Here is a 20,183-nt window from a genome sequence, read left to right as displayed (position 1 = left end):
GTGATTATTTAGCGGATGTTGTCCGAACAGAACGAGGATCCTGTTTTCGGCCAGAACCGCCCTTTTGATCGATCGGCGCACGGGTCTCAAGCGCCTTAATCAATTCATCCGGATCAAGTCCGCGTTCCAGCATTGCCTTCTTTTTCTCAGCTTTTTCTTCACGCTTGCGATTCTGGCGGGTGAGATAAAATTGAATTTCAGACATTGGATTTTTATCCACCAGACTGCTTTCCTCAATAATCAGCGCATCCAACGCTTTGGTTCTTTCAGAAACGATCGTTTTGATACGCTCTTGTGCCTGCAATGCTTCATCAAGTGCATCCTGAGCACGAGATTTACGAGCAGGAAGAGACATATCCAATTGCTTTGCTTTTTCTGCTTCATCTGCGAGACGTTTTGCTTCGGCATCTGCCTGGGCTGCTGCAGCGTCAGACTTGGATTTTTCTTCAACTGCTTTCGCATCCGCTTCTGCTTTAGCTTTTGCAGCTGCTTCATCCGCCAATCCCTTTGCTTCCGCTTCAAGTGCCGAGGATTGCTCGGCAGTTGCCGAACTCTTTGTATCTTCTTGAGTTAAGACTGGATCTTGATTACTTGTGGTTTTCGCCATGATTAGTCATCTCCCAGAACGGTATATAAGACTTCCATGTGGCCGTTCAGCAGCAAATCGACCTCACCGGAAATGGCCGCATCATCTATCAGAACGTTGGCATAGAACTGAAGATCATTGGCTGTATTGTCATGAATCACGCCATTGCTTGCTGTTGCGGATACCAGCCGGACAACTGGTGAAACTTTACTGGTTGCAGCCCCCAGGGAAGTGCTTGCCACAAGGTTAATTTCCGATCCCGATAAGGATCCATCTGCATCAGATCCAGTGCCGATCGAAATATCGCCATCGAATGTGGCTGTCAGATCGGCATCAGAGCTCGATAACTGCACATAACCAGCAGCGCCGTGAATAAGAACATTTCCTTCCGGCAATTTGAACAATGCAGCGCTACCGAAACCAGGTGCACCATCTTCAACCGTGATTTCAAGATCCTTGAATTCAAATTTTTGCCGTATGAAATTTTGCCGTTTGCCCCCGGCTAAAGGGCGACGCTCACTGCGTCTTACGCCTTTAGTCATGGGATTAAGCCTCGCGTGTGATTAATCGAGCGATGTGAACTTGCTTGCGTTCCGGCCATACTCTTGACCATGAACCGGCATTTGCCAGGTCGTTGCTGGCAGCAGTATTGCCTGGGCCACCCGATGGCGCGGTGCCAACATATGCGCAACCAGCCGGATGAATAATCCATTCCCAACGGTGGTGTAATGTTTCCATACCAGCACCGTTACCGGCTGCGGCAACGCGATCAGATTCAAGCGGAACCTTTGGCAAACCTTGCCCGAATCGGAAACTCCCGCGCCCGAATAACCAGGACTCGAAAACGCCCGAGCTTGCAGGCATGGAATCATCGACGATTACGACCATCCCGTTAAATACCGGAATGTTATAAACACCCTGGGAATCAGGGATCATATCGATGAGATTGTTCTTCTGCATGCGGCCATAAACAATGGAATGAACGCTAATGAGGCCAAGCTCATCCATGCTATCGCCCATGGTCAATTTGGCATCAATCACGGCTTCTGCGGATAAATTTGTAACACCATCACTATAAGACGAACCGCTAATGTCCACGGTCATGTCGTTTTGAGTGTGTGTATCTGTTCCGGTAGGACTCGCCGCGTTATCCGCCAACAATCCTTTAACAACAGCGATAAACGTGCCTTGCAACCGTCGATTTTTATAATCAGCCACACGATTAACAACTGAAAGCATTGGATCGGCACCAGCCAGATCACCCGCCAAATCCATCGATGACCATGATTTGTTTCGAGACAAGCGGACTTGTATTTCTTTCGATGTTGATACTTTTGAAGGAGTGGCTAACACTGCTTCGTTATCAGAAGAAACGTTGTCATCATCATCTGGAAGATCACGGAATGAGGGCTCGTTGAAGGTATTTCCACCACCCAACAATACTAAATCCAACTGAGCGTCAGGAACGAGGATTCCTGATTGAATCAGGCGTGATTTAACGGTGGTTTGTTGTTGAACGTACGGCAGGAATATTTCTGGTTTGACGAGATCGGCTACTTTTGTAATGGCCATTTCTGAATCTCCATAGCTTAAAGTTGTTAACTCGAAGCAGGCTCACTATGGAGACTGGCTTCACGAATAATGAATGCATCTCATGATGCGTGAAGCACTTCAGCCAGCTGAGTCATCTCATCACGATCAAACTCAACCAACCGATTCGCTGTAAATATTAATACTGTTTTTTTAATTTATCAATATATTTCATGTGTAATACGTTATTGATTAGTATTTAACATGATTTAAAGTTGATAATTGTTGACACAGAATTATCGTAAGTGTATGATTATTAATATAAGTTAATCATTTTTTAACTTAAAAGCCAAGAGTTACCGGCTTGACGGATTCAAGAATAATAGGAGAAAACAATGCTAACTAATGACGAAGCAAAAATGATCGCGGCAACAATTTTAAAACAACTCGGCGGCGGTCGCTTCCGCGCGATGACCGGAGCTAGAGAATTATTTGCGCACAATGAAGGATCAGGAGGTTGCTCTTTCAAGTTACCTCGAATCCCAGGAGTAAAGATCAATTACGTTAAAATCATTTTGAATGCCAATGATTTGTATGACGTAACTTTCGGCAGAATCTTCAAAGACGAATACAAAGTTATCAGCGAATTTAAGGATGTCTACAACGATCAGCTGATTGGTTTGTTTGAAGATGAAACAGGTCTGGCCACTTCACTGTAATCGAGGGATAGAGTGAGAAACGGAACGAGGGTACAAACAAAATTCGGTGCCGGAACGGTTGTCGGAAAAGAGCCAATTTTCAATTGGTATCGAATTATTGTGGATCTTGACCCAGAACATACTTGGTCAATCAAAAATGAAAAAGCAGCATTTTTAGTAAAAGATTTAAAGATTCTTTCGCAAACCGACCCGGCGGATCCGGGAAACTAATTAGGGAACAACTATGAAAACTTCAACAGCACAAGCATTGGCAGAATTAAACGCAACCGGCCAAGACTTTGAATGGTACCCGACAACCAACGAGATCATCGATACATTCTTTGACCATGCGTCAAACTTTGAATTAGAGAGCATCCTTGATGTTGGTTCCGGTGATGGGAAAGTTTTGAAGAGATTTAAAGATAAGCATCTATCGGCACCGAAGCTTGATTGGGAAACACGTCGACACATTGATTATTTTGCGATTGAGAAAGCTCGGCCACTGCTTGATAGTTTGCCGATCGATATCGGGATTTTGGGAACGGACTTTTGGGAGCAATCACTACTTGATAAATCGGTTGATTGTATTTTTAGCAATCCACCGTACAAGGAATTTATTGATTGGTCTGTAAAAGTCATTCGGGAAGCAAATTGTAGTTATATCTACCTTGTGTTGCCGCAACGCTGGAAAGAGCAAAAGCCAATTATCGCGGCTTTGGAATCTAGGAAAGCAGGTTATAAAGTCTTGGGTGAGTTTGATTTCTTGAATTCAGAAGATCGTCAAGCGAGGGCGAGAGTTGACCTGGTTTATATTTGGTTATGTCACGTTGATTACAGCGAGAAGCGCTCGAAATATGCTCATGGCAGAACGCAAAATCTGATTGATCCATTTGATTTATGGGTAAAAGAGTTTTTCGGTCTGGAAGAAAATAACAGGAAACTCGACATTTCTGAATGCGCTCAAAAAAAAGAAGACGATGAAACTCGGAAGGCAAATATAGAAAACTCGCTTGTTCCGGGCAATGGAATGATTGAGGTATTGGATGAGCTTTACCGCGAAGAGTTAAACGGCCTGATTGAAAACTACAAGAAGGTTTGTTCGTTGGATGAAGCTCTATTCAAAGAGCTGGATATCTCAGTAAAATCCATAATCTCATCGATAAAAGTGAGGGTCAGCGGTCTTAAAAATTCGTACTGGAATGAGCTATTCAGCAATTACTCGCCGCTTACTGGAAGACTCACGGCAGCTAGTCGAAAGAACTTTATCGAAAGTATTAGACGCAAGACAAACATCGACTTTACCGCGTCCAATGCCTACGCGATAACAGTATGGGCAATCAAGAATGCTGACGGATATCTGGATAAGCAAATGATCGATACTTTCAAAAGAATGGTCGATTCTGCAAGCATCATTAACTATAAATCGAATGAAAAAGTATTCAAAAAAAATTCGTATATGTATTTCCGGGAAGATTACGATAAGCACACGCATTTCAAACTGGATTATCGATTAGTGATATCTCGCACCGGCGGAGGATTGAATCATGATAGGTGGGCGTCTCGCGGCGGATTAACCGAAGAGTCAGCAAATTTTATCGATGACTTGATTGTGATTGCTAAAAATCTTGGCTTCAATTCTGATGATTGCGTAAGAAATCATAATTTCACAGCAGGTCAAAAGGAAGAATTTTACTGCACCACCAAAGCGGGTAAGCACCTAAAATTAATGGAATTACGGGTTTACATGAACGGTAATATGCATGTCAAATTTAACCAGTCTTTCATGCTGGCATTCAATGTGGAAGTTGGTAGATTGCGCGGATGGATTCATAACGCGCAGCATGCAGCTGCTGAAATGGATGTTCCGGTTGAGGAAGTAAAAGAATATCTTAATTCGTCATATTCCCTGGCAAATGATAGTCAGGTTGCCGGTCTTTTAATGCTCGCACATTAGAATATTTATGTTTATTTTCAGTTACTTATATTGACCTTTAGGTAAAAAAGTGTAGAATATCAATAAGTTGAAAAACTAAATAACAAAAGCCAAATCAGGTGGCACCCTGAAATGGCTTTCTAATCAAACTCAATACGAGGGGTATTAAGAATGACTACAATCAATATACAGTTCTCCACACTACTTAGCAACGCAGTAAACCAGCCCGGCATCATCAGCGAAGCATATTCGGCCTTTCATAATTACAGCCTGGGCAATGTAATGGCGGCTGCGTTCCAATGCGCTGCCAGAGGAATTAAACTCGGACCGATCGCAAGTTACAAAGCATGGACAGAAAAAGGCCGGCAGGTCAAAAAGGGTGAGAAAGCAATCGCTCTGTGCATGCCCATCACCATGAAAAGCGAGAAGGAAAACAAATCAACCGGCGAAACTGAAGAGCATGTTTTTTCCCGGTTTGTTTGGAAAAATAACTGGTTCGTGCTTTGGCAAACTGAGGGCGAGGATTTTGCGAATGAGATTCCGGTACCATCCTGGGACAGAGAATTGGCATTGAATGCGCTGGGAATAACTGAGGGAACATTCGATCACTACAATGGAAATTGTCAGGGATATGCGTCCGGCGCATCGATCGCAATCAATCCCCTTGCTCAATATCCACACAAAACCCGCTTCCACGAATTAGCGCATGTTGTCTTAGGCCATACCCTAGAACACACCATGACTGACCACGATACAACGCCTCAAGACATACGTGAGGTTGAAGCAGAATCGGTAGCGTACATTTTGTGCAGTTTGTTGAGTTTACCCGGATTAGACGAATCTCGGGGTTATATCCAACACTGGCTAAGAAGCTGTGAAATTCAGGAAAAGTCAGCTCAGAAGATTTTCAGCGCAGCTGACAAGATCATGAAAGCCGGGCAAGTCAAGCCACAATAACTAAACAAAAGCCCCGCAAGGGGCGAACCAAATAGGAGAAGCAACCATGAAAATTAAATTCTTAGCAGATCCCGGTCACGGCTGGGCGAAGGTAAAAAGATCGCTCTTAATTGAGCTAGGTATCGAGAAAGAAATCTCGGCCTTTTCATACCAACTCGGCGAATGGGTTTACCTGGAAGAAGATTGCGACTTATCTTTATTCCTTAAAACGATCAATGAAAAGGGTGTGAAGGTTGAATTTTCCGATCATTTCGCCAAAACACAATCAAAAGTACGCAGTTATCAATCATTCCGATCCAACACAGCCCAACAGGTGAAACCATGAAATATTATCTACTATCAATATTAACCAGGTGCGGTGAGTTTGAATTTTACAAAGATGTATCGATTAAAGTCGAGCCAGACGATGATGTTAGTAAAGCGGCGAGAAAAGTTGTATGTGATTGGTATGATGATGGTGATCCAGGTGGACGTGACGGACCAGACGCCGATGGGGTGTATTGGTATGATAATGGAAATGATGTCCGTTGCGACAGGATAACGGAAATATCAAAATCCGAGTACGAAATATTTCAAAAATATTCTATTTAACTTGTTGTTTTTATTGTTTTTTTTGCAATACTCTGTATAATGAACATATCAACAAATTAAACAGAAAAAGGAAATGAAGATGAAAAACGCAAAATTAAATAGAAACTACTTTGATCACCAGGTTGGAGAAATAATTGAAGTTTTTGAATTCAGAGGAAACGGAAGATACTACGTAAAGTTTGCAAATGGCGAAACAGACGTGATCGGAAAATCTAGTTTCACATTAGTTTAATAATTACCGGCCAGGAGGATCCTGGCAGCTAACAGGAGAAAACGATGGAAAAAAAATTGTCACCACACGCAGCAGCAGCCCAAGCAATCCGCTCAGAGCTCAAAAAATTAGGCGTCAAAGCCAAAGTAACCAGCGAAAGATTCTCAATGGGTAACGCAGTAACCGTATATCTGGAAGATATCAATCCGGCTATGATGGAAGCAATAAAAGAAATCACCAGCAAATACCAGTTTGGGACATTCAGGGCAATGGAAGATTATTACGATATGAACAATGTAATACATGATATTCCGCAAGTTAAATACGTGCATGTGAGCAATCGTCCATCGGCGGCCATGAAGGATAAGATTTCCCAGGCATTAATGGCTACGAAATATCCTGGATTTGATACAGCTCAACCTTGGGAAGTCAGCGAATTAGTTCACAACTATTTTCGCAATGAACAATTCTGGAAAGAACACCTAGCCGCTTAAAATTATCCTCACCACAAACCAAAGGGGCGTAAGCCCCTTTTATTACAAGGAATAATGAAATGGATGAAAAGGAAGATCCTCAGCCACGGCAGGAAGAGAGAAAGTCTTACCTCCATGTCGAGTGCAAACCAGCTGAGAAAGGTCGGTATATCCAGGCAGCGAAACGAAAAAATATGAAGATGAATGCCTGGATTCTTGAAACATTAAATGCTGAAATTGATAAGAATAAACAGTAGTTTATATTGACTATATAACTATATTGTTATATGATATACTTACTATGAACGGAAAACAAATCATCAAGAAATTGCAGGCTGAAGGATGGAAGCTTAGTCACATCAATGGCAGTCATCATATGATGGCGAAAGGTGGGTACATAGTACCAGTACCGGTTCACGGCACTAAGGACGTTCCCATAGGGACATTATTATCAATCCAAAGATTATCGGGGGTTAAATTAAAATGAATACACTTTATCCGGCAATATTTGAACCTCAAGAACCATCGGGATTTCATGTGCAGTTTGTGGATATGGAAAACGTATTCACTTGTGGCGAAACAATCGAAGAATGCTTATTTAACGCTGCGGAAGTTTTAACGGGAATGATGGAATGTTTTCTTGAAAATGGAACGGATATTCCACGCCCTTCCGAAAACGTTGAAGGGGCATATTACATCGCTCCGGAAGTAAAAGTTCAGTCTGCCCTTTTGGTTCGATGGGCAAGAGGTGATAGGTCATTAGCTGATATCGCCCGTGCTATCGATTCATCCTGGCCGGTTGCTCAGCGCCTGGAAGATCCGCATCACTGGCCCACTTTAAAGCAGCTTGATAAAGCCGCAGCTGCATTAGGTAAAAAGCTGGTTTTGTCTTTGGAGTAAGTGATTTGAGAAATTGGTAGATTTGCTCAAAGAATTTGAAAGACAGGACAAAAAATGAAAGAAGTATCCGAAAGAATGAATTTGAAATTCGGTGAAGTAGCAGGCGCGTATGTTATTTACAGCGTAAGAAACATAAATGAGGGTATGAGGGTTTCGTTTTACAACTTAACTCAAATTTACTCAAAATTTAACCTTTATGAAGAAGGCAGCACAGATTATCGCAAAGCAGCACAAATTCTGCATGATTTTTGTTTAACCGCTAATGAGGATACAGGTTACACTGTTTCAGTTTGGTTTGATAAATAGGTGAACGAAGTTTGAAGTGCAATTTTGATGGCAAAGAAATATATTTCAATACTGACTTTCATCCCAATCTAAAATGATGTAATTCCACCAAATTAAAAAGGGCGCACTAAGCGCCCAATTTGCTACTTGAATTCAAAAGTTCTGATAGTGCCGCCGGTACATGAATCACGTTTCATTGCCAATTCAATCGACTCCTTTGCACTAGCACCCATGTCCATTGCAGCTAATGCAAATCGCATGCCGGAACCAACAGCATAGTGATAATTGAGTCTAGGGATGTCCTTGTACATACGAGAATGTCCATCGATCTCTTCTATACCGATGATGAGGAGCTTACCTTCAAGAATTGCTATCGCGTGGATATCTATGTACCGCATTACTGAGCTTCCAGACTGCGCGCAATGAATAAATTCGTCAGCCTGGCCTATATCCCCAGATATGAAAAAATGATCATTGCCTACATGAAAGTGCTTATCGATATTATCATCGATAATTAAATCACCTGCTCTAACACGGCTATCGTACGCAATGATCCCGTCCTTATACGCTATCGTTGTCATGCAGCTTTAGGTTGTGGTTTAGGACCGCCGACTGTCGTACCCGCAGACCGCGCCATTTGATCAGCACGTTTTGGATCTTGTGAGTGAACCTCTGCCTGTTTGGTCAAGTTCCACCCGGTAGCACTCCATGGGTTTTCGCCACCTAAGTTCCCTACACCCTCAGAACCAAATGAATTACCCGATTGACTACCTGGCCACCAGTAACGTTTTTTCTGTTGCATCTCGGTCAACCACACGGTTGGATCTAGGCCAGGAGTAACGCCAACCTGATCCTTTGTTACCACCCGGCCATCCTCGGTAAGGTCCATCATGGCATCGGCATACATCAAAACATCGTCATAAGCTTCAGGCATCATTTTAGACGCGATTGCGGCTTCCCGAACCTTGTCATGTATTGTTCTGCGTTTTTCTCGGGCAGAGAAATCATTCACCTGAGTTTGTGCGGCTTCGAGCTGAGTTTTTAACTGGTCCCGTTCTCTTTCTACCGGGGCAAGCTTCGTGCGTAATCGCCCTTCCACCATTTCATTGATTCTGGTTTCATCGATCTTTCCGGATGCTGCCGCTTCCAGCTCTGATACTCGATCGAGCTGGGATAGAATGTCAACCGGATCCTTATCACCCAGCACAGCATATTTGTCTTTCGTGGCTTTATGATCCTTGCGCTCCTTCGCCAATGACGTGGTTAAGACGTCAAGATCAGTCTGTGTTTTCATACCCTCCACTCCAGTCAGCAGATACGATCCGTCTGATTGCTGGGTGTACAGTGAATGAAAATGCTCTTCAAGTCCTTCAAGATTTGGTATTTTGATTTTCAGTGCCATTTGCGTCGTCTCCTAGTTTAAAAATTTACTAACATCCAATCCCGCACGCTCAAAAGCTACCGCGTCCCGCTGCGCGATTTCTTTAAGCGTGAGAGTTGTTCCGTCTGCATCGATAAATCTGTCAAGGGTCAAATTTCCTTTGCTGAATAATTCGGCTCTTGTTTTCCCCAAGGTATCCAATTGGAAAACCGCTGACTGCGTTTTAAGCCAGTCGTTGTAATTCAATTTGGCCGGTACCGGGCCCACCAATTCACGGATTCTTTTCCTCGCCCATTCGTCATAATCGCCCTTGGTACCATAAGGCAGATCATCACGTTTTTTGATTGACCCCAGATCATTCTTCTCGGCATATTCCTTGACCAGCAATCTTTCAGTAACCGGCTTGGCTGGCCGCACACCGATATCCTGGTTGATATACATCACACGAGCTGACCGGCAACCGATGTGAATTGGAGGATATGGTCCCTCCCCCGGCTTGAAGGTTTGGCTATCCAAACCTTTGCATTGCATCGTGGTTCTGCCATCGAGCATGGCTACATATTCTTCGAGCTCAATAATCTCGGCATTCATCAAACCAACTTCACGCCGAGCATTACCGTTGATGTGCTGAATAGCCGTGCGCACCATCATGTTCACTGAATCGCGGGTGTGTTGCGTTATGCCGTCCGTTCCTTTGGCTTTAACCGTTCCGAATACCTGCCTGCCTACTTCTTTGGCATCTTTGCCCTGAACGATGCCTTGATTGATCATTTTATTTATCCGCGCGATATCTTTTTCTTCATAATCCTTAACCCAATCCTTCAGCAGCTTGCCCTCGAATGGCCTGGCAGTGACAATAGATTTCAACGTTTCCGGGCTCGGTACAACTGTATCGATAATGACCGGCGATACGCTCGTGATTAAAAGCGTATAAAACTTTGATTCCTGTTCCACAAATGAAAGCGCTTCCTCAGAGAGCAATGTGCCGGCTGAACTCCAGGCATCAGATCTGATTTCCTTGATAACTTCCTGCAGCCTGGTCAATCGCTCCCAATCTGAACTTGTTACCACTCGTGAAGAGTCCCCGTACTTGTTGAGTAATTTTCCGGCGATTTCGTCCTCAGTCTGATCAAGCAATTCGTTGATCTTGTTTCTGATGCCAGCCGCATAACGCAGAACGTAGGTTTGATGGCGCAGCGCCGCATCGTACATTTGCTGATTAGCGGTCTCCATCGGTTCCCGTTCTCATTGGCACATCATCTTCCCCAGCAATTGCGGTAATCTCTTCATCAATGGTTTTATCCGTCAATCCACCCTCTCTCATTCGCTCATGAATGGTTTCTTGTGAAATTGGCGCCCCCATAGTTTTCGCTGTCATCATGTCGATGACATCTTTGGCAGTAATGGATACGTCCCCGAATTCAGTAAACGGTGTTACGATTACTTCATCCGGATTCAGGCTCATCCACTCAGCCATCATTTTGAGGATGGTTTCCAATGCTGCGCATGATGTTTTGGCAATCTGGGTAATGCTGGCCGTTTGGGAATTCTTACGAGTTATCAATGCCTCGCCACTTTCAGATGATTTCTTATCCAACAACTTGAGCGCTTTTTCCTCGGCCCTTTTGTAGTCGTTTTCCAGCGCTAACCTTTCTTCTGTCAACCCCTGGGAATTCACGCCGATGAATTTGGCATCGCCGCCTATACTGACATCCAGCACCGCACCGGCTCCCGTTCTGACGGTTTCGTTCTCGTTTTCAATCGTTCTCATATGACCGATACGAACCAGGGTATCTTGCGATTGCATGTATAAGTGATAGCGATAATTGGCTTCTGATCGATAGATCCCCAAAACCTCATTAACCAGGCCTATAAATGGCGGAAGATCGGGTTTAGTCAATGAATCTTTGGTGTTGATAAAAACGAAAGGGATTTTTTCCAGTGACTTTCCGATCAACTGGACTGGTTTTAATTGTGCGGAATCAAATGTGTCTTCAAATACTCCGGTTTGATAAACAGATTTGCCCGATTCATTACCGGACAATATGCATACCCGAAACATTTCCTTGGTAGTCCACTGAAGTTCTGAATCAAGTATGGTTTGGGGCTCATATAACACAACCATTTTAAGATTGGCCACCGTTCCGGATTCCAGAATCCCCTCATCCCAATTAGTCACAGACTCAGCGTTGAATAAGGAAATGTAAGGCAAATCCGTGTTTTCATCGACGTCAAGCAATAACCCCAGACGTCCGGGGATAAGTTGCTCTTCATTGATTCTGCGCAAAAGTCCGTAAACGGTTTCACCCTGCCGTGTAATTTTCTGCAGTATGGGCTCCATCTTAGTTGGTACCTGGATAACAGGATCTTCCCCATGCATAACTCCAAGCGTATTTTCTACAGCCTGATTAAAAAGGTCAGGGAATCTCGCACCCTCGATATACTTTTCATAAGAAGCTCGGCCTTTGTCGCCTTTTCCCATCCCATCCAGAACCTGTGCAACGGTAGGCTTTAGATAAGTAGTCTCTTTGCGCTTGACAACTCGCTCACCCAAATAAAAATCCCGTGCCATCAAAATGTCGGGTAGAGAATTGTCGTAATCCGGATGTGTGTTTTTTACGCTCATGATTTTAGGTCCCGTGTGTGGTTGCTTGTCTGATGATGTGAAGCACTGGCATTTCGTAGGCGATTGGATATCCAAATGCATCATTTCCGTGATCGAATCCGCCTTTCTTGTCCGGCTCGCCGTTATCGTCATATGCCTGTTTCTCAAGACAACTGGCAGTATCTGGGCATTCTTTCGCATTTACCCATACCTTTTGTTTTGAGAAAGCGACATTGACCGCATTCACCCGATCTTTAACGAACGGATTTGAAGCGTGTGCGCGAACCTCAAACCCTGCAGCAAGCAATAATTTGATATCGCTGGTTGCTGCTCCGGTGGTATTGCGGCTTGCCCCAGAAGCATCAGGATAGATGATGTGCCTGAAGTTAGAAGCTTTTGGCCACTTCTCGGCAATCACTCGAATCATTGCAGGCGTGTCGAAGATATCCTTTAATTCTGCGACGCAATGAAAGCCGTTTGGACGCTGAACCAATATCCGCGCAGCCATTTTCTGCACGTTGAAATCCATGCCGATGAATAGGACTTCACCTTTTGGATTAATGGTCTCGTTGGAATTGTTCGTAACGCGGTTGTAATTGCGATAGACGGTGCCGGATTTAAGGTTAACAAACTGACCATTCACATAAGCCAGAGCAAGTTCCGGCGTGTACGATTCAATCATTGACGGTATGTAATCGTCAGGCAGATTGATTTCGTTTTCGTAGGTGCTGGCTTGAATTAAACCGTAATTGTTTGATAGTTCAGGTTTTGCAATAACATCCTCGACAAAAAGTTTATGAGTTGCCAAAAAGCCTTCCGGTGTTGTGGTAACGTCGATGCCATTCCTCAATCCTTTAATCTTGAAACGCATCCGGGCAATAACACGCTTCCATACCAACAAAGCTTTCATCAAGGGCAAGGTATCAAACTCATCTATCAAAGCATGGCCGATCTTAAAACCAATTATTTTTCCGGGGTCATCCATTGAACGGCATATTGAAGTCCCGTAATACCAGCGGCCAATAAAGAAATGAACTTCTTTATTCGATTGGTTTATCTGTACACGGAAACCAAAATTGTAAGCAACCTCTTCAATCGTAGGATAGAAAATATCCCTGATCATTGGGTAACTTGGAGCAAAGTACCCAGCATTAATCTGTGGGTGTTCCCTGAAATGTGAGCACATTGCCATCCCACCCACGTATGTCTTGCCGCTTCCATACCCGGCGACAAAAGCCCGGAATTTGTGCGGCATGCGCAGAAATTGGCTTTGAGGTCTATTAGCCTTAAGATCAAGCTTTTCTTCAAGTGTCGCTAGGTTTGCGCCCATCGTATTCCTTAATCACAACTTTTGCAGCCGGCGGTTTTTCATCCGGCAAATCGGAACTTTTATCAGACCATCCGCCTTGAGTTTTAAGAAAAAAAATTTGCGCCGTGATATCTCCGTTTCTGGCTTTTGTAACGAGAGAATTTGCGACAGAAATAATCGCCTGCGATTTTCCTTTTTTATAGCGGCTCATCGCAATGGGCTGACGATCTAAAATGCGTTTAAATGTTGCTGGAGCGATCATAAAAAAATCCGCTATTTGCGGTATTGTTAAAAAGGATGCCAACGCTTCAAGTTGCTCAATTTGCTTATCATCTAAAACCTTCGGCGGCTTGGGATTGAATGCCTTGGCCATTTTCTTCTATTGTTCATTTGTTTCAACAGCAGCCGATTCTTTCTCGATTTCCTCTAACCTTTCCATAGTGAGTTGCGCCATCGTGCGAAGTGCAACCGCAGAATTGTGAATATTCATTACTTTTTTTGTTTGTGTGACAGCCTCAAAGAATTGATCAAAATCATCTATTTTTCCGCACAAATTGACAGATTCTTGTTTTTTTCCGATGTTTTTTACCAGTTCCATAAACACATCCATTTCTTCAGGCAGAAAGAGCAAGTTCAACTGTTGATATTTTGGTGCACCCACTGAGAGTGTGCTGATATCCAATTCTTCAACTTTAAAAATGTCATCTGTTAGTCCGGAATATTCTTTGAGAAACGAATCCAGACTGTCGTAATATTCCTGCAGCAAGCTAAGATTATCTTGACCAGCAATGGCGTTGTGGCTCAGTGCGATCGCTTTTTTCTCGGATTCAGTCAGCAGGCTAATAATTTCGATTACATCCGCCTCAATTATTCCGGCGGCAATAGCAGCCTGTACGCGATGATTCCCCGATAAAACTTCATTTTGGTAAATCAGGGGCGCACTGGTCAGCACCCCATCATTCTCAAGATTTTTCACCAGGCGCTTGAATTGCGCAGGCGTCATATAGCGAGGATTGCCATCAAGGAGCTTCAGTTTAGTTAAATCGGTTTTGTATGTTTTTGTCTGGATCATTTGTTGTATTTGTTGAACCATTCGATGTAAATCTGTTGAGGGGATTGGTTTCTTACTGGTGAGTGATAATTAAGAAAACCTTCTTTGCGCGAGTAAAGATTCCAGATTCCGCGATATTTCATTGATACTGGTTTTTCAGTGAAAACCGTAGTGCAAAGCTGTTTAAACTTGAGTAATGTCCTACGCTCTATCTCTGAAACAATATCTTTTGATGTGGCGATCATCGCTATGAGTTTGGATAAGCGATTGTTACGCGATACTGAAAAGTCCGAAAGAACATACAGACTTTCAATGTCTCCGTATTTTGATAATGAAAGGATTATTCCACCGGCCAGCTTGCCATCGATAAACACGCAATAATTGAACATTCCGGATACATGAGATATTCGTTTTGCAAGATATACGTTTTTCAAGAATGTCATTTGCGCCGAGTCCATTCGCGTGACATTTACTATGCTTTTTGCCGTGGCCGTGGCAGGGTCAAACTCTTGATATTTGAATTGCCTGCTGGTTTGAGATTTGCGTCTGAATGATGAACGCTCAATATTATTGACGTAAAGATATATTGGTTTATTGGTGTTGCTGAGAAATTTTCCGCCGCATTTTAGGTTTTCCATTTCCTGATCACCATAAACGCAGAAACTTATGTCCCTGTCCATTAATTCGAGCAGAAATCGGTCAAGTGTTTTGGGGTCAAATATCGCGTACTCCGGTGGTACCCAGGAAATATTCTCGCTCACGAATTTAAATATTCGCTCGTATCCGCCTTTATAGGTTGGAGGAAAGGCAATGACGATATCTGTTTCGGGCCGCGCTTTTTTCGCCTGCTCTATAAAATCACCAGGCGTAAAACTGGCTATGGGCAATTTATCGAGAAGTCTTTGAATCGATTCCTTAGCCTTCTGATGGAAGATTCCAAAGTTTTGAATAATGTGCTTTTGATGGATCTGGTTATATTCGTTCTTGGATGAGAATTTGGCGATCTGCATTGATGCAGCGATTGATGCTACACGATCAATGAACCCGCACCCATTACGGCTAGTTAAATACTCTTCAACGAATGCAAGCTTGTTAATAAACTCGAATTTCACTGTCTCGTTCACTGCCAGCTGGCCTATAGATACTGAAAGAATGTTCACGTCATTGGAATGCACCTTGAGCTTTTCATAGGTGCTGGAAATGCTTGAATCCACCCTGAAAGAACCCGAGCAAAGCACCCAGGCATTGTTATAGTTTTCAAAGTCAACTATATGGTGCATCTGCAACATAACATCTTTCGGAACGGAGCCAATAAACATGAATATATGTGTTAATTCAAGGAGTTATATAATATAATAAACCTTCGTAGTTAATTTAAACCACAAAGGAGAAAGTAATGAAAACATCAAGCTTGAGAACATATAAAGGACCAGGAAGAATTGTTATATCTAGATCTACCCGTGGCATTTCCCCAGCCGGATATCGTGTATTTAAAACATTGGCACCCGGCGATTACTTCAGAACAGCAACCAAAGAGGAATACACAAAGCTTTTTACCGCGCAGTTGGATGCACTTGATCCGGTTGAAATATGGGAAAAACTGCATGACTTGGCTGGAGGCGTTGAACCGGTATTGCTGTGCTATGAAGTTCCACCATTTACTGAAGAGAATTGGTGTCATCGTCGGATGGTTGCTGATTGGTTTCAGAAAGAACTTGGCCATAATGTTGACGAACTTTGAAACGATCATAACAACAAGCCATTGAGGAAATATTGGAGCGCGAGGATTGGATTTGAACCATCCAGAAACAAGGGGTACTTGTTTGCCTGCCATTTCTCGCGCGTTTTTATTATTATATGAATTATTTATAGAAATGCAATAATATATGAGGAATACTAATAATTGATTTGGGCAAATTTTTTTAGCGCAAACCATCACGCTACCTCCAAATCCAATTCCCGCACGATCACAACAACACCAGGTATTTCGGCATAACGCTTGCACTTCGATACTTTCACAACTAACGAATCATCATGCCAAACCACACCGTTCATCCCGTCTTTAACCGATTTTTCAAGGTTGTCCAAGTCTGGTTTCTTGGTGGCCGCTATCAAACCATCCACGGCCTTTTTCTTTCTCGTAGCAGACCATGAGGCAGGTATTGGTAGCCTCACATCTAATTCAAGATATATAGGCTTTAACATCAAGTTTTTTCCTGCCATTGCTATGCTTGCTGCATAGGCAACTAAGCTCTCATAATTTACCGTTTTCTTTGGCGTGTAGATTGTTATGTGATCGCCTCTTTTCGCAGCTTTTGGTCTACCTTTGGCTACTGGTTGTCCTGGAATGACAAATTGCAGTTCAGTTTTAATTTTCACACTCAGCCCTCAAATGAAGACAAGGAGCATATACCTCAATCCTGGACCTTAATGGCTCACCTGGTAATAGAGGGAGAATCTCGACTGCCGTCACATTTTCTAATTTCTCACCATTGCAATAAACTTGTGTGTTCCATGCATAACCATCAGAAACAATCAGTAAATTTTCTTTCTGACAAATCATTTCACGCTTGCTTTTTATTTCTTCGATGCTCTCACGAATCCTCATCCTCGCCAGTTCCAACAAGCGTCCATAATCAGTTCCGTTGATTATCAATTTCAAACTCCCTGTATGAAATGATTTAAAAAATATTTTTCATTATTCGTCATATTTATTGTGCATACCTGAAATATGCATCTAGTTTTTATGCCTACTAGTTTCGGTATGCACACTCCCATCATCTACCCACCCATATCAAAGACGTGATAAACCAATCCATGCGCTTGCAAAGTTGATACATGCTTTCCTATGGACATTGGCAATTCCTCACCGGTTAGATAAATACGTAATTTCCTCATGTATTTATCGTTTGATGTATCAACAAGAAACCATGCGCAAATTAATCCTTCCTGTATCTGCACATCAAGAATCTCAGCACCACTAGGGATCATCTCGTTCAACTCGTTGCGAGTAAATTCATATTTCCATATTTTCTTCATCTGCTCTTATCATCCAAAGTTATTAATAGAGTTTTGGAAATCTCTCTACATCAATCGTCAAATTAATGTGCATATGGTGATCTTGACCATAGGGAGCCCAAAAACCCTAAGCTGTATGCACACCCATCATTTACCCAAAGCCTCCATACCATCCATAAATTTGGTGTTGAATGAAATAGGCTTTAAATTCTTCGGCAAATAAAGCGGATGCGCCGGATGGCCTCCCTTTGTCAATCTCAAGCACATCAATTTATCACCTAATATCAGCTTCACTTTTTCCGCACGTCTATGATGTACGCCGTGCGTTCCCCATGCCGCTATAATCACGCCGGCATTCTTGGCTACATCGATGAGCATTTCATCGTTCTCCGGTCCTACTGGATCATCGACGGCTTTCATGACTTGCGGATCAGTTGCCCGGTACCCAAAAATATTGGTCATGCACAATGCAGAAAAACCCCATTCCTTCGAGAAATTAATGCACCGTCTCACCGTTGGATCGTCTTGCAATTCGTCAGCCGTTGAGGGATTCAAACCGATAAACATTGCATACCCGGCACCCCCTATCCAGTTACGCCATAAGGTGTATCGGTAGGTGCGACATGGTGAGAATATGCAGCCGGTTTTAACTGTGGTCATTAATTAAGATCCAAATTCAGTTGTTAAAAATTATTTAATAACTCAACTGACAAGTAATATTTGTCAGTTCAATTCGATGTTGGTGGCCGGTACTGATCTTCCGGCATAACAGATCCCAAGTTACCGTCGCGACCGGCTACTATCTGCTTAAGGTCTTGCGCATCAGCCTGCGCATTCACCAACAAGGAAAGAGGCCGTGTTAAGCAAGCCGGATTTAGACACCTTCTGACTCGGCACCGGCACACGCGAACACCACATTCGCCCTTGTCTCTTCCGCCGACTGGTTAGGTCGATCCGTATTGGTCAGCTATCGCTCACCGCCCCTTTCCTTGTTTGCCCTCGTCTTTCCGAGGCGTCATGTTGGTGTTGCGCAGACCCAGTCACACCTAGACCATCACCAACAAGTCATGAATACTCTAAGTTGCTTGTGATTTAATCTAATAGATAAATCCTTAAAATATTCATGCTTCTTGGCCCTGGTTTTAGGTACCAGGAAACCGTAATTCACTTCTTAACCTTCTTGCTTTCCCGCGCCATAAGTTCAGCGTTAATCCCATCAGCCAACCCATCGCCAAACTTTTCACGCCATGATTCAATACACTTAAGCTTATATTCATCAGTGACGCATCTTTCGATGAAGTCAGCGCCTTGCTGCACTGTTGGCGCAAGGCCATCACGCAAACAATCTTTCTTGCTGCGCATACTTCGATACCCTTTCACATGCCGTTTTAAAGTAATCCGGATCAAGCTCGCAGCAAGTTATTCCAAATCCCATATTATTTGCTGCGATCACGGATGACATTGAGCCACCGTGAGTGTCGAGAATTTTTTGCCCTGGCTTGGCATAGTTAGTAAGCAACCATTCATAAAGCGGTACCGGTTTCTGTGTCGGATGAATCCGTTTATCGTTTTTACGAACATCGCCACCAAATGAACCTTGATGCATACCATTCCACATATACTTAAATATCCGGACAGCACCATGAAAGGATGAATAAGCGAGCTCAGCATCTGCAAAGCTCGATTTGCCGTTATCCTTATCCCAAACAATCCAGCCTGCCGAACTTGAATCAAATAATCCTGCAAAATGATTTGCACCCCAAATAATTTGGTTTTTGCTCACTCGTTTCAGGTTAATGAAATATTCCCGATCTGGTACCGCCCAGCTTTTACATTCTTGGTAATACTTTGCTCTTTGAACGCCTAAGCTGGAAAAACCTTTTCCGTAATAACCTGATCTGTTTGGACCCTCAAAATATGGTGGATCGCACACCGCTAAATCAAAATACTTATCCGGCACCGTCCGCATAAATTCCATGCAGTCAATATTCAGAAGCGTTGCGTTTTTAATTACTGTTTTTTCCACCATTTGCCTCGTTATTTAACTTTAATCCGTTAACCTTTATTAACGCCGATTCTTATGCAATTTTGGCTAAACCGCGCTACCAGACCCACCAATGCCGCGCTTTCTGACAACATAAATCACCAGTAGCAATCCGATTAACAGCATCAAGTAAGTTTCGGGCTCCGGTACCGGGGCAATTTCAATATTCGTAAAAATCGCCATATGATCATTGAAGTCCAAATCTCCGCCGCCCCGGATATCTTCAAATCCAATCAGCACAGCGCTTGTACCATCTGGAAGTTGAAATGATGACGCGAACACATGATTCAAACCATCCGAATTGCTCTCCGGATTCGACCAAAAGAAGTCGCCTGTCGTAATCACTTGCAGGACTGGAATGAAATAATCACCGGCATGGAATTCACCCAGGCTTTTAAAATCCCCCATAGATGCCTGCCGATTTGAGAAAACACTGAATGGAAGTGAATGTTCTCCCTTCCCTATGAATGCCAGGAAATTGCTCTCATAGTCGGCACTTGAACCAGCAAAATACGCATTGACCGGACCATCGTTTTTAACCGTGAAACTGACGGCTTGAACGGAGAATGTTATGAAAAACAATGCGATTGACAACAGATATAATTTCATTT

Annotated in this window: 31 protein-coding genes; 13 read left to right on the top strand and 18 right to left on the bottom strand. The window is 43.2% G+C overall.

Annotation, left to right across the window (positions count from 1 at the left end; genetic code table 11):
- Positions 1–4: 4 nt before the first annotated feature.
- Genes ATY38_RS12225 through ATY38_RS12215 form a run of 3 tightly spaced genes read right to left on the bottom strand, consistent with a single transcriptional unit; the run spans position 5 to position 2,158 of the window.
- Positions 5–607 carry a hypothetical protein gene (locus tag ATY38_RS12225; protein ID WP_062559549.1) on the bottom strand — a complete coding sequence of 201 codons (603 nt, stop codon included), beginning with the start codon at positions 605–607 and terminating at the stop codon, positions 5–7.
- 2 nt (positions 608–609) lie between these two features.
- On the bottom strand, positions 610–1,128 hold the full coding sequence (locus ATY38_RS12220; protein WP_062559548.1) for a hypothetical protein: 519 nt from the start codon (positions 1,126–1,128) through the stop codon (positions 610–612).
- Between the two features lie 4 nt (positions 1,129–1,132).
- Positions 1,133–2,158, bottom strand: coding sequence for a hypothetical protein (locus tag ATY38_RS12215; protein WP_062559547.1), 1,026 nt, complete (start codon positions 2,156–2,158; stop codon positions 1,133–1,135).
- 353 nt (positions 2,159–2,511) lie between these two features.
- Between ATY38_RS12215 and ATY38_RS12210 the strand changes: the two genes are divergently transcribed.
- From ATY38_RS12210 to ATY38_RS12165, 12 genes are all read left to right on the top strand, one after another.
- On the top strand, positions 2,512–2,835 hold the full coding sequence (locus tag ATY38_RS12210; protein WP_062559546.1) for a hypothetical protein: 324 nt from the start codon (positions 2,512–2,514) through the stop codon (positions 2,833–2,835).
- Positions 2,836–2,847: 12 nt separating this feature from the next.
- Positions 2,848–3,045 carry a hypothetical protein gene (locus ATY38_RS12205; protein WP_062559545.1) on the top strand — a complete coding sequence of 66 codons (198 nt, stop codon included), beginning with the start codon at positions 2,848–2,850 and terminating at the stop codon, positions 3,043–3,045.
- A 13-nt stretch (positions 3,046–3,058) separates the two neighbouring features.
- Positions 3,059–4,768 carry a DUF4942 domain-containing protein gene (locus ATY38_RS12200; RefSeq protein WP_062559544.1) on the top strand — a complete coding sequence of 570 codons (1,710 nt, stop codon included), beginning with the start codon at positions 3,059–3,061 and terminating at the stop codon, positions 4,766–4,768.
- A gap of 150 nt (positions 4,769–4,918) precedes the next feature.
- Positions 4,919–5,704 (top strand): ArdC-like ssDNA-binding domain-containing protein, encoded by a 786-nt coding sequence (locus ATY38_RS12195; RefSeq protein WP_062559543.1) that lies wholly within the window; start codon positions 4,919–4,921, stop codon positions 5,702–5,704.
- Positions 5,705–5,750: 46 nt separating this feature from the next.
- Positions 5,751–6,029: a hypothetical protein gene (locus ATY38_RS12190; RefSeq protein ID WP_062559542.1), complete on the top strand. Its 279-nt coding sequence runs from the start codon at positions 5,751–5,753 to the stop codon at positions 6,027–6,029.
- A complete protein-coding gene (locus ATY38_RS12185) occupies positions 6,026–6,295 on the top strand; it encodes a hypothetical protein (protein ID WP_062559541.1) in 270 nt (89 codons plus the stop codon). The genes ATY38_RS12190 and ATY38_RS12185 overlap by 4 nt, the downstream gene beginning before the upstream one ends.
- A 79-nt stretch (positions 6,296–6,374) precedes the next feature.
- Positions 6,375–6,527 carry a hypothetical protein gene (locus tag ATY38_RS16120; RefSeq protein WP_158441781.1) on the top strand — a complete coding sequence of 51 codons (153 nt, stop codon included), beginning with the start codon at positions 6,375–6,377 and terminating at the stop codon, positions 6,525–6,527.
- A gap of 44 nt (positions 6,528–6,571) precedes the next feature.
- Entirely contained in the window at positions 6,572–7,000 is a 429-nt protein-coding gene (locus ATY38_RS12180) for a hypothetical protein (protein ID WP_062559540.1), read from the top strand.
- 59 nt (positions 7,001–7,059) lie between these two features.
- Positions 7,060–7,236, top strand: a complete 177-nt coding sequence (locus tag ATY38_RS16115; protein ID WP_158441780.1) for a hypothetical protein — start codon at positions 7,060–7,062, stop codon at positions 7,234–7,236.
- A 44-nt stretch (positions 7,237–7,280) separates the two neighbouring features.
- Positions 7,281–7,466 (top strand): type II toxin-antitoxin system HicA family toxin, encoded by a 186-nt coding sequence (locus ATY38_RS17095; RefSeq protein WP_062559539.1) that lies wholly within the window; start codon positions 7,281–7,283, stop codon positions 7,464–7,466.
- Positions 7,463–7,879 (top strand): type II toxin-antitoxin system HicB family antitoxin, encoded by a 417-nt coding sequence (locus ATY38_RS12170; protein WP_062559538.1) that lies wholly within the window; start codon positions 7,463–7,465, stop codon positions 7,877–7,879. Before ATY38_RS17095 ends, ATY38_RS12170 begins: the two co-directional genes overlap by 4 nt.
- Positions 7,880–7,933: 54 nt before the next feature.
- Positions 7,934–8,185: a hypothetical protein gene (locus ATY38_RS12165; protein WP_062559537.1), complete on the top strand. Its 252-nt coding sequence runs from the start codon at positions 7,934–7,936 to the stop codon at positions 8,183–8,185.
- 122 nt (positions 8,186–8,307) lie between these two features.
- Here the strand turns inward: ATY38_RS12165 and ATY38_RS12160 are convergent, their stop codons facing one another.
- From ATY38_RS12160 to ATY38_RS12125, 8 genes are read right to left on the bottom strand one after another with little or no spacing between them, the layout of a single operon-like run.
- Complete coding sequence (locus ATY38_RS12160) at positions 8,308–8,745, bottom strand: Ntn hydrolase family protein (RefSeq protein ID WP_062559536.1); 438 nt, start codon at positions 8,743–8,745, stop codon at positions 8,308–8,310.
- Positions 8,742–9,566: a hypothetical protein gene (locus ATY38_RS12155; RefSeq protein ID WP_062559535.1), complete on the bottom strand. Its 825-nt coding sequence runs from the start codon at positions 9,564–9,566 to the stop codon at positions 8,742–8,744. The genes ATY38_RS12160 and ATY38_RS12155 overlap by 4 nt, the downstream gene beginning before the upstream one ends.
- A gap of 12 nt (positions 9,567–9,578) precedes the next feature.
- Positions 9,579–10,778, bottom strand: a complete 1,200-nt coding sequence (locus ATY38_RS12150; RefSeq protein WP_062559534.1) for a phage minor head protein — start codon at positions 10,776–10,778, stop codon at positions 9,579–9,581.
- Positions 10,765–12,171 carry a DUF4055 domain-containing protein gene (locus ATY38_RS12145; RefSeq protein WP_158441779.1) on the bottom strand — a complete coding sequence of 469 codons (1,407 nt, stop codon included), beginning with the start codon at positions 12,169–12,171 and terminating at the stop codon, positions 10,765–10,767. The genes ATY38_RS12150 and ATY38_RS12145 overlap by 14 nt, the downstream gene beginning before the upstream one ends.
- 4 nt (positions 12,172–12,175) lie before the next feature.
- Entirely contained in the window at positions 12,176–13,480 is a 1,305-nt protein-coding gene (locus tag ATY38_RS12140) for a terminase large subunit domain-containing protein (protein ID WP_062559532.1), read from the bottom strand.
- Complete coding sequence (locus ATY38_RS12135) at positions 13,455–13,832, bottom strand: hypothetical protein (protein ID WP_062559531.1); 378 nt, start codon at positions 13,830–13,832, stop codon at positions 13,455–13,457. Before ATY38_RS12135 ends, ATY38_RS12140 begins: the two co-directional genes overlap by 26 nt.
- Before the next feature lie 6 nt (positions 13,833–13,838).
- Positions 13,839–14,552, bottom strand: a complete 714-nt coding sequence (locus tag ATY38_RS12130) for a ParB N-terminal domain-containing protein (RefSeq protein WP_062559530.1) — start codon at positions 14,550–14,552, stop codon at positions 13,839–13,841.
- On the bottom strand, positions 14,528–15,829 hold the full coding sequence (locus ATY38_RS12125; RefSeq protein ID WP_062559529.1) for a putative antirestriction adenine methyltransferase: 1,302 nt from the start codon (positions 15,827–15,829) through the stop codon (positions 14,528–14,530). The genes ATY38_RS12130 and ATY38_RS12125 overlap by 25 nt, the downstream gene beginning before the upstream one ends.
- A 77-nt stretch (positions 15,830–15,906) precedes the next feature.
- Here ATY38_RS12125 and ATY38_RS12120 point away from each other — a divergent pair, with 77 nt between their 5' ends.
- Complete coding sequence (locus ATY38_RS12120) at positions 15,907–16,251, top strand: DUF488 family protein (protein ID WP_062559528.1); 345 nt, start codon at positions 15,907–15,909, stop codon at positions 16,249–16,251.
- 194 nt (positions 16,252–16,445) lie between these two features.
- Here the strand turns inward: ATY38_RS12120 and ATY38_RS12115 are convergent, their stop codons facing one another.
- From ATY38_RS12115 to ATY38_RS12090, 7 genes are all read right to left on the bottom strand, one after another.
- A complete protein-coding gene (locus tag ATY38_RS12115) occupies positions 16,446–16,889 on the bottom strand; it encodes a RusA family crossover junction endodeoxyribonuclease (RefSeq protein ID WP_201011898.1) in 444 nt (147 codons plus the stop codon).
- Positions 16,879–17,166 (bottom strand): hypothetical protein, encoded by a 288-nt coding sequence (locus ATY38_RS12110; RefSeq protein ID WP_062559526.1) that lies wholly within the window; start codon positions 17,164–17,166, stop codon positions 16,879–16,881. Before ATY38_RS12110 ends, ATY38_RS12115 begins: the two co-directional genes overlap by 11 nt.
- 125 nt (positions 17,167–17,291) lie before the next feature.
- Positions 17,292–17,549 (bottom strand): DUF7352 domain-containing protein, encoded by a 258-nt coding sequence (locus ATY38_RS12105; protein ID WP_062559525.1) that lies wholly within the window; start codon positions 17,547–17,549, stop codon positions 17,292–17,294.
- 126 nt (positions 17,550–17,675) lie between these two features.
- Positions 17,676–18,188 carry a DUF1643 domain-containing protein gene (locus ATY38_RS12100; protein WP_062559524.1) on the bottom strand — a complete coding sequence of 171 codons (513 nt, stop codon included), beginning with the start codon at positions 18,186–18,188 and terminating at the stop codon, positions 17,676–17,678.
- Between the two features lie 504 nt (positions 18,189–18,692).
- Positions 18,693–18,890, bottom strand: a complete 198-nt coding sequence (locus tag ATY38_RS15895) for a hypothetical protein (RefSeq protein ID WP_143023464.1) — start codon at positions 18,888–18,890, stop codon at positions 18,693–18,695.
- The gene (locus ATY38_RS12095; protein ID WP_062559523.1) at positions 18,862–19,557 is read right to left on the bottom strand and encodes a DNA methyltransferase; all 696 of its coding nucleotides are present in this window, start codon (positions 19,555–19,557) and stop codon (positions 18,862–18,864) included. The genes ATY38_RS15895 and ATY38_RS12095 overlap by 29 nt, the downstream gene beginning before the upstream one ends.
- A 63-nt stretch (positions 19,558–19,620) precedes the next feature.
- Complete coding sequence (locus tag ATY38_RS12090; protein WP_062559522.1) at positions 19,621–20,181, bottom strand: DUF4114 domain-containing protein; 561 nt, start codon at positions 20,179–20,181, stop codon at positions 19,621–19,623.
- Between the last annotated feature and the right edge of the window lie 2 nt (positions 20,182–20,183).

The organism is Nitrosomonas ureae (assembly GCF_001455205.1).
GTDB classification, from domain to species: domain Bacteria; phylum Pseudomonadota; class Gammaproteobacteria; order Burkholderiales; family Nitrosomonadaceae; genus Nitrosomonas; species Nitrosomonas ureae.
The sequence above is the reverse complement of the archived record's forward strand: the minus strand, read 5'-3'. Positions and strand labels throughout refer to the sequence as shown.

What these genes read in the sequence shown, in the direction of transcription:
- ATY38_RS16120 (WP_158441781.1), top strand. Translation starts at nt 6,375, where the DNA reads ATGAAAAACGCAAAATTAAATAGAAACTACTTTGATCACCAGGTTGGA.
- ATY38_RS12105 (WP_062559525.1), bottom strand. Translation starts at nt 17,549, where the DNA reads ATGAAGAAAATATGGAAATATGAATTTACTCGCAACGAGTTGAACGAG.
- ATY38_RS12195 (WP_062559543.1), top strand. Translation starts at nt 4,919, where the DNA reads ATGACTACAATCAATATACAGTTCTCCACACTACTTAGCAACGCAGTA.
- ATY38_RS12160 (WP_062559536.1), bottom strand. Translation starts at nt 8,745, where the DNA reads ATGACAACGATAGCGTATAAGGACGGGATCATTGCGTACGATAGCCGT.
- ATY38_RS12120 (WP_062559528.1), top strand. Translation starts at nt 15,907, where the DNA reads ATGAAAACATCAAGCTTGAGAACATATAAAGGACCAGGAAGAATTGTT.
- ATY38_RS12150 (WP_062559534.1), bottom strand. Translation starts at nt 10,778, where the DNA reads ATGGAGACCGCTAATCAGCAAATGTACGATGCGGCGCTGCGCCATCAA.
- ATY38_RS17095 (WP_062559539.1), top strand. Translation starts at nt 7,281, where the DNA reads ATGAACGGAAAACAAATCATCAAGAAATTGCAGGCTGAAGGATGGAAG.
- ATY38_RS12170 (WP_062559538.1), top strand. Translation starts at nt 7,463, where the DNA reads ATGAATACACTTTATCCGGCAATATTTGAACCTCAAGAACCATCGGGA.
- ATY38_RS12100 (WP_062559524.1), bottom strand. Translation starts at nt 18,188, where the DNA reads ATGACCACAGTTAAAACCGGCTGCATATTCTCACCATGTCGCACCTAC.
- ATY38_RS12130 (WP_062559530.1), bottom strand. Translation starts at nt 14,552, where the DNA reads ATGGTTCAACAAATACAACAAATGATCCAGACAAAAACATACAAAACC.
- ATY38_RS12210 (WP_062559546.1), top strand. Translation starts at nt 2,512, where the DNA reads ATGCTAACTAATGACGAAGCAAAAATGATCGCGGCAACAATTTTAAAA.
- ATY38_RS12155 (WP_062559535.1), bottom strand. Translation starts at nt 9,566, where the DNA reads ATGGCACTGAAAATCAAAATACCAAATCTTGAAGGACTTGAAGAGCAT.
- ATY38_RS12200 (WP_062559544.1), top strand. Translation starts at nt 3,059, where the DNA reads ATGAAAACTTCAACAGCACAAGCATTGGCAGAATTAAACGCAACCGGC.
- ATY38_RS12125 (WP_062559529.1), bottom strand. Translation starts at nt 15,829, where the DNA reads ATGTTTATTGGCTCCGTTCCGAAAGATGTTATGTTGCAGATGCACCAT.
- ATY38_RS16115 (WP_158441780.1), top strand. Translation starts at nt 7,060, where the DNA reads ATGGATGAAAAGGAAGATCCTCAGCCACGGCAGGAAGAGAGAAAGTCT.
- ATY38_RS12140 (WP_062559532.1), bottom strand. Translation starts at nt 13,480, where the DNA reads ATGGGCGCAAACCTAGCGACACTTGAAGAAAAGCTTGATCTTAAGGCT.
- ATY38_RS12180 (WP_062559540.1), top strand. Translation starts at nt 6,572, where the DNA reads ATGGAAAAAAAATTGTCACCACACGCAGCAGCAGCCCAAGCAATCCGC.
- ATY38_RS12220 (WP_062559548.1), bottom strand. Translation starts at nt 1,128, where the DNA reads ATGACTAAAGGCGTAAGACGCAGTGAGCGTCGCCCTTTAGCCGGGGGC.
- ATY38_RS12090 (WP_062559522.1), bottom strand. Translation starts at nt 20,181, where the DNA reads ATGAAATTATATCTGTTGTCAATCGCATTGTTTTTCATAACATTCTCC.
- ATY38_RS12190 (WP_062559542.1), top strand. Translation starts at nt 5,751, where the DNA reads ATGAAAATTAAATTCTTAGCAGATCCCGGTCACGGCTGGGCGAAGGTA.
- ATY38_RS15895 (WP_143023464.1), bottom strand. Translation starts at nt 18,890, where the DNA reads ATGCGCAGCAAGAAAGATTGTTTGCGTGATGGCCTTGCGCCAACAGTG.
- ATY38_RS12215 (WP_062559547.1), bottom strand. Translation starts at nt 2,158, where the DNA reads ATGGCCATTACAAAAGTAGCCGATCTCGTCAAACCAGAAATATTCCTG.
- ATY38_RS12145 (WP_158441779.1), bottom strand. Translation starts at nt 12,171, where the DNA reads ATGAGCGTAAAAAACACACATCCGGATTACGACAATTCTCTACCCGAC.
- ATY38_RS12225 (WP_062559549.1), bottom strand. Translation starts at nt 607, where the DNA reads ATGGCGAAAACCACAAGTAATCAAGATCCAGTCTTAACTCAAGAAGAT.
- ATY38_RS12095 (WP_062559523.1), bottom strand. Translation starts at nt 19,557, where the DNA reads ATGGTGGAAAAAACAGTAATTAAAAACGCAACGCTTCTGAATATTGAC.
- ATY38_RS12185 (WP_062559541.1), top strand. Translation starts at nt 6,026, where the DNA reads ATGAAATATTATCTACTATCAATATTAACCAGGTGCGGTGAGTTTGAA.
- ATY38_RS12135 (WP_062559531.1), bottom strand. Translation starts at nt 13,832, where the DNA reads ATGGCCAAGGCATTCAATCCCAAGCCGCCGAAGGTTTTAGATGATAAG.
- ATY38_RS12165 (WP_062559537.1), top strand. Translation starts at nt 7,934, where the DNA reads ATGAAAGAAGTATCCGAAAGAATGAATTTGAAATTCGGTGAAGTAGCA.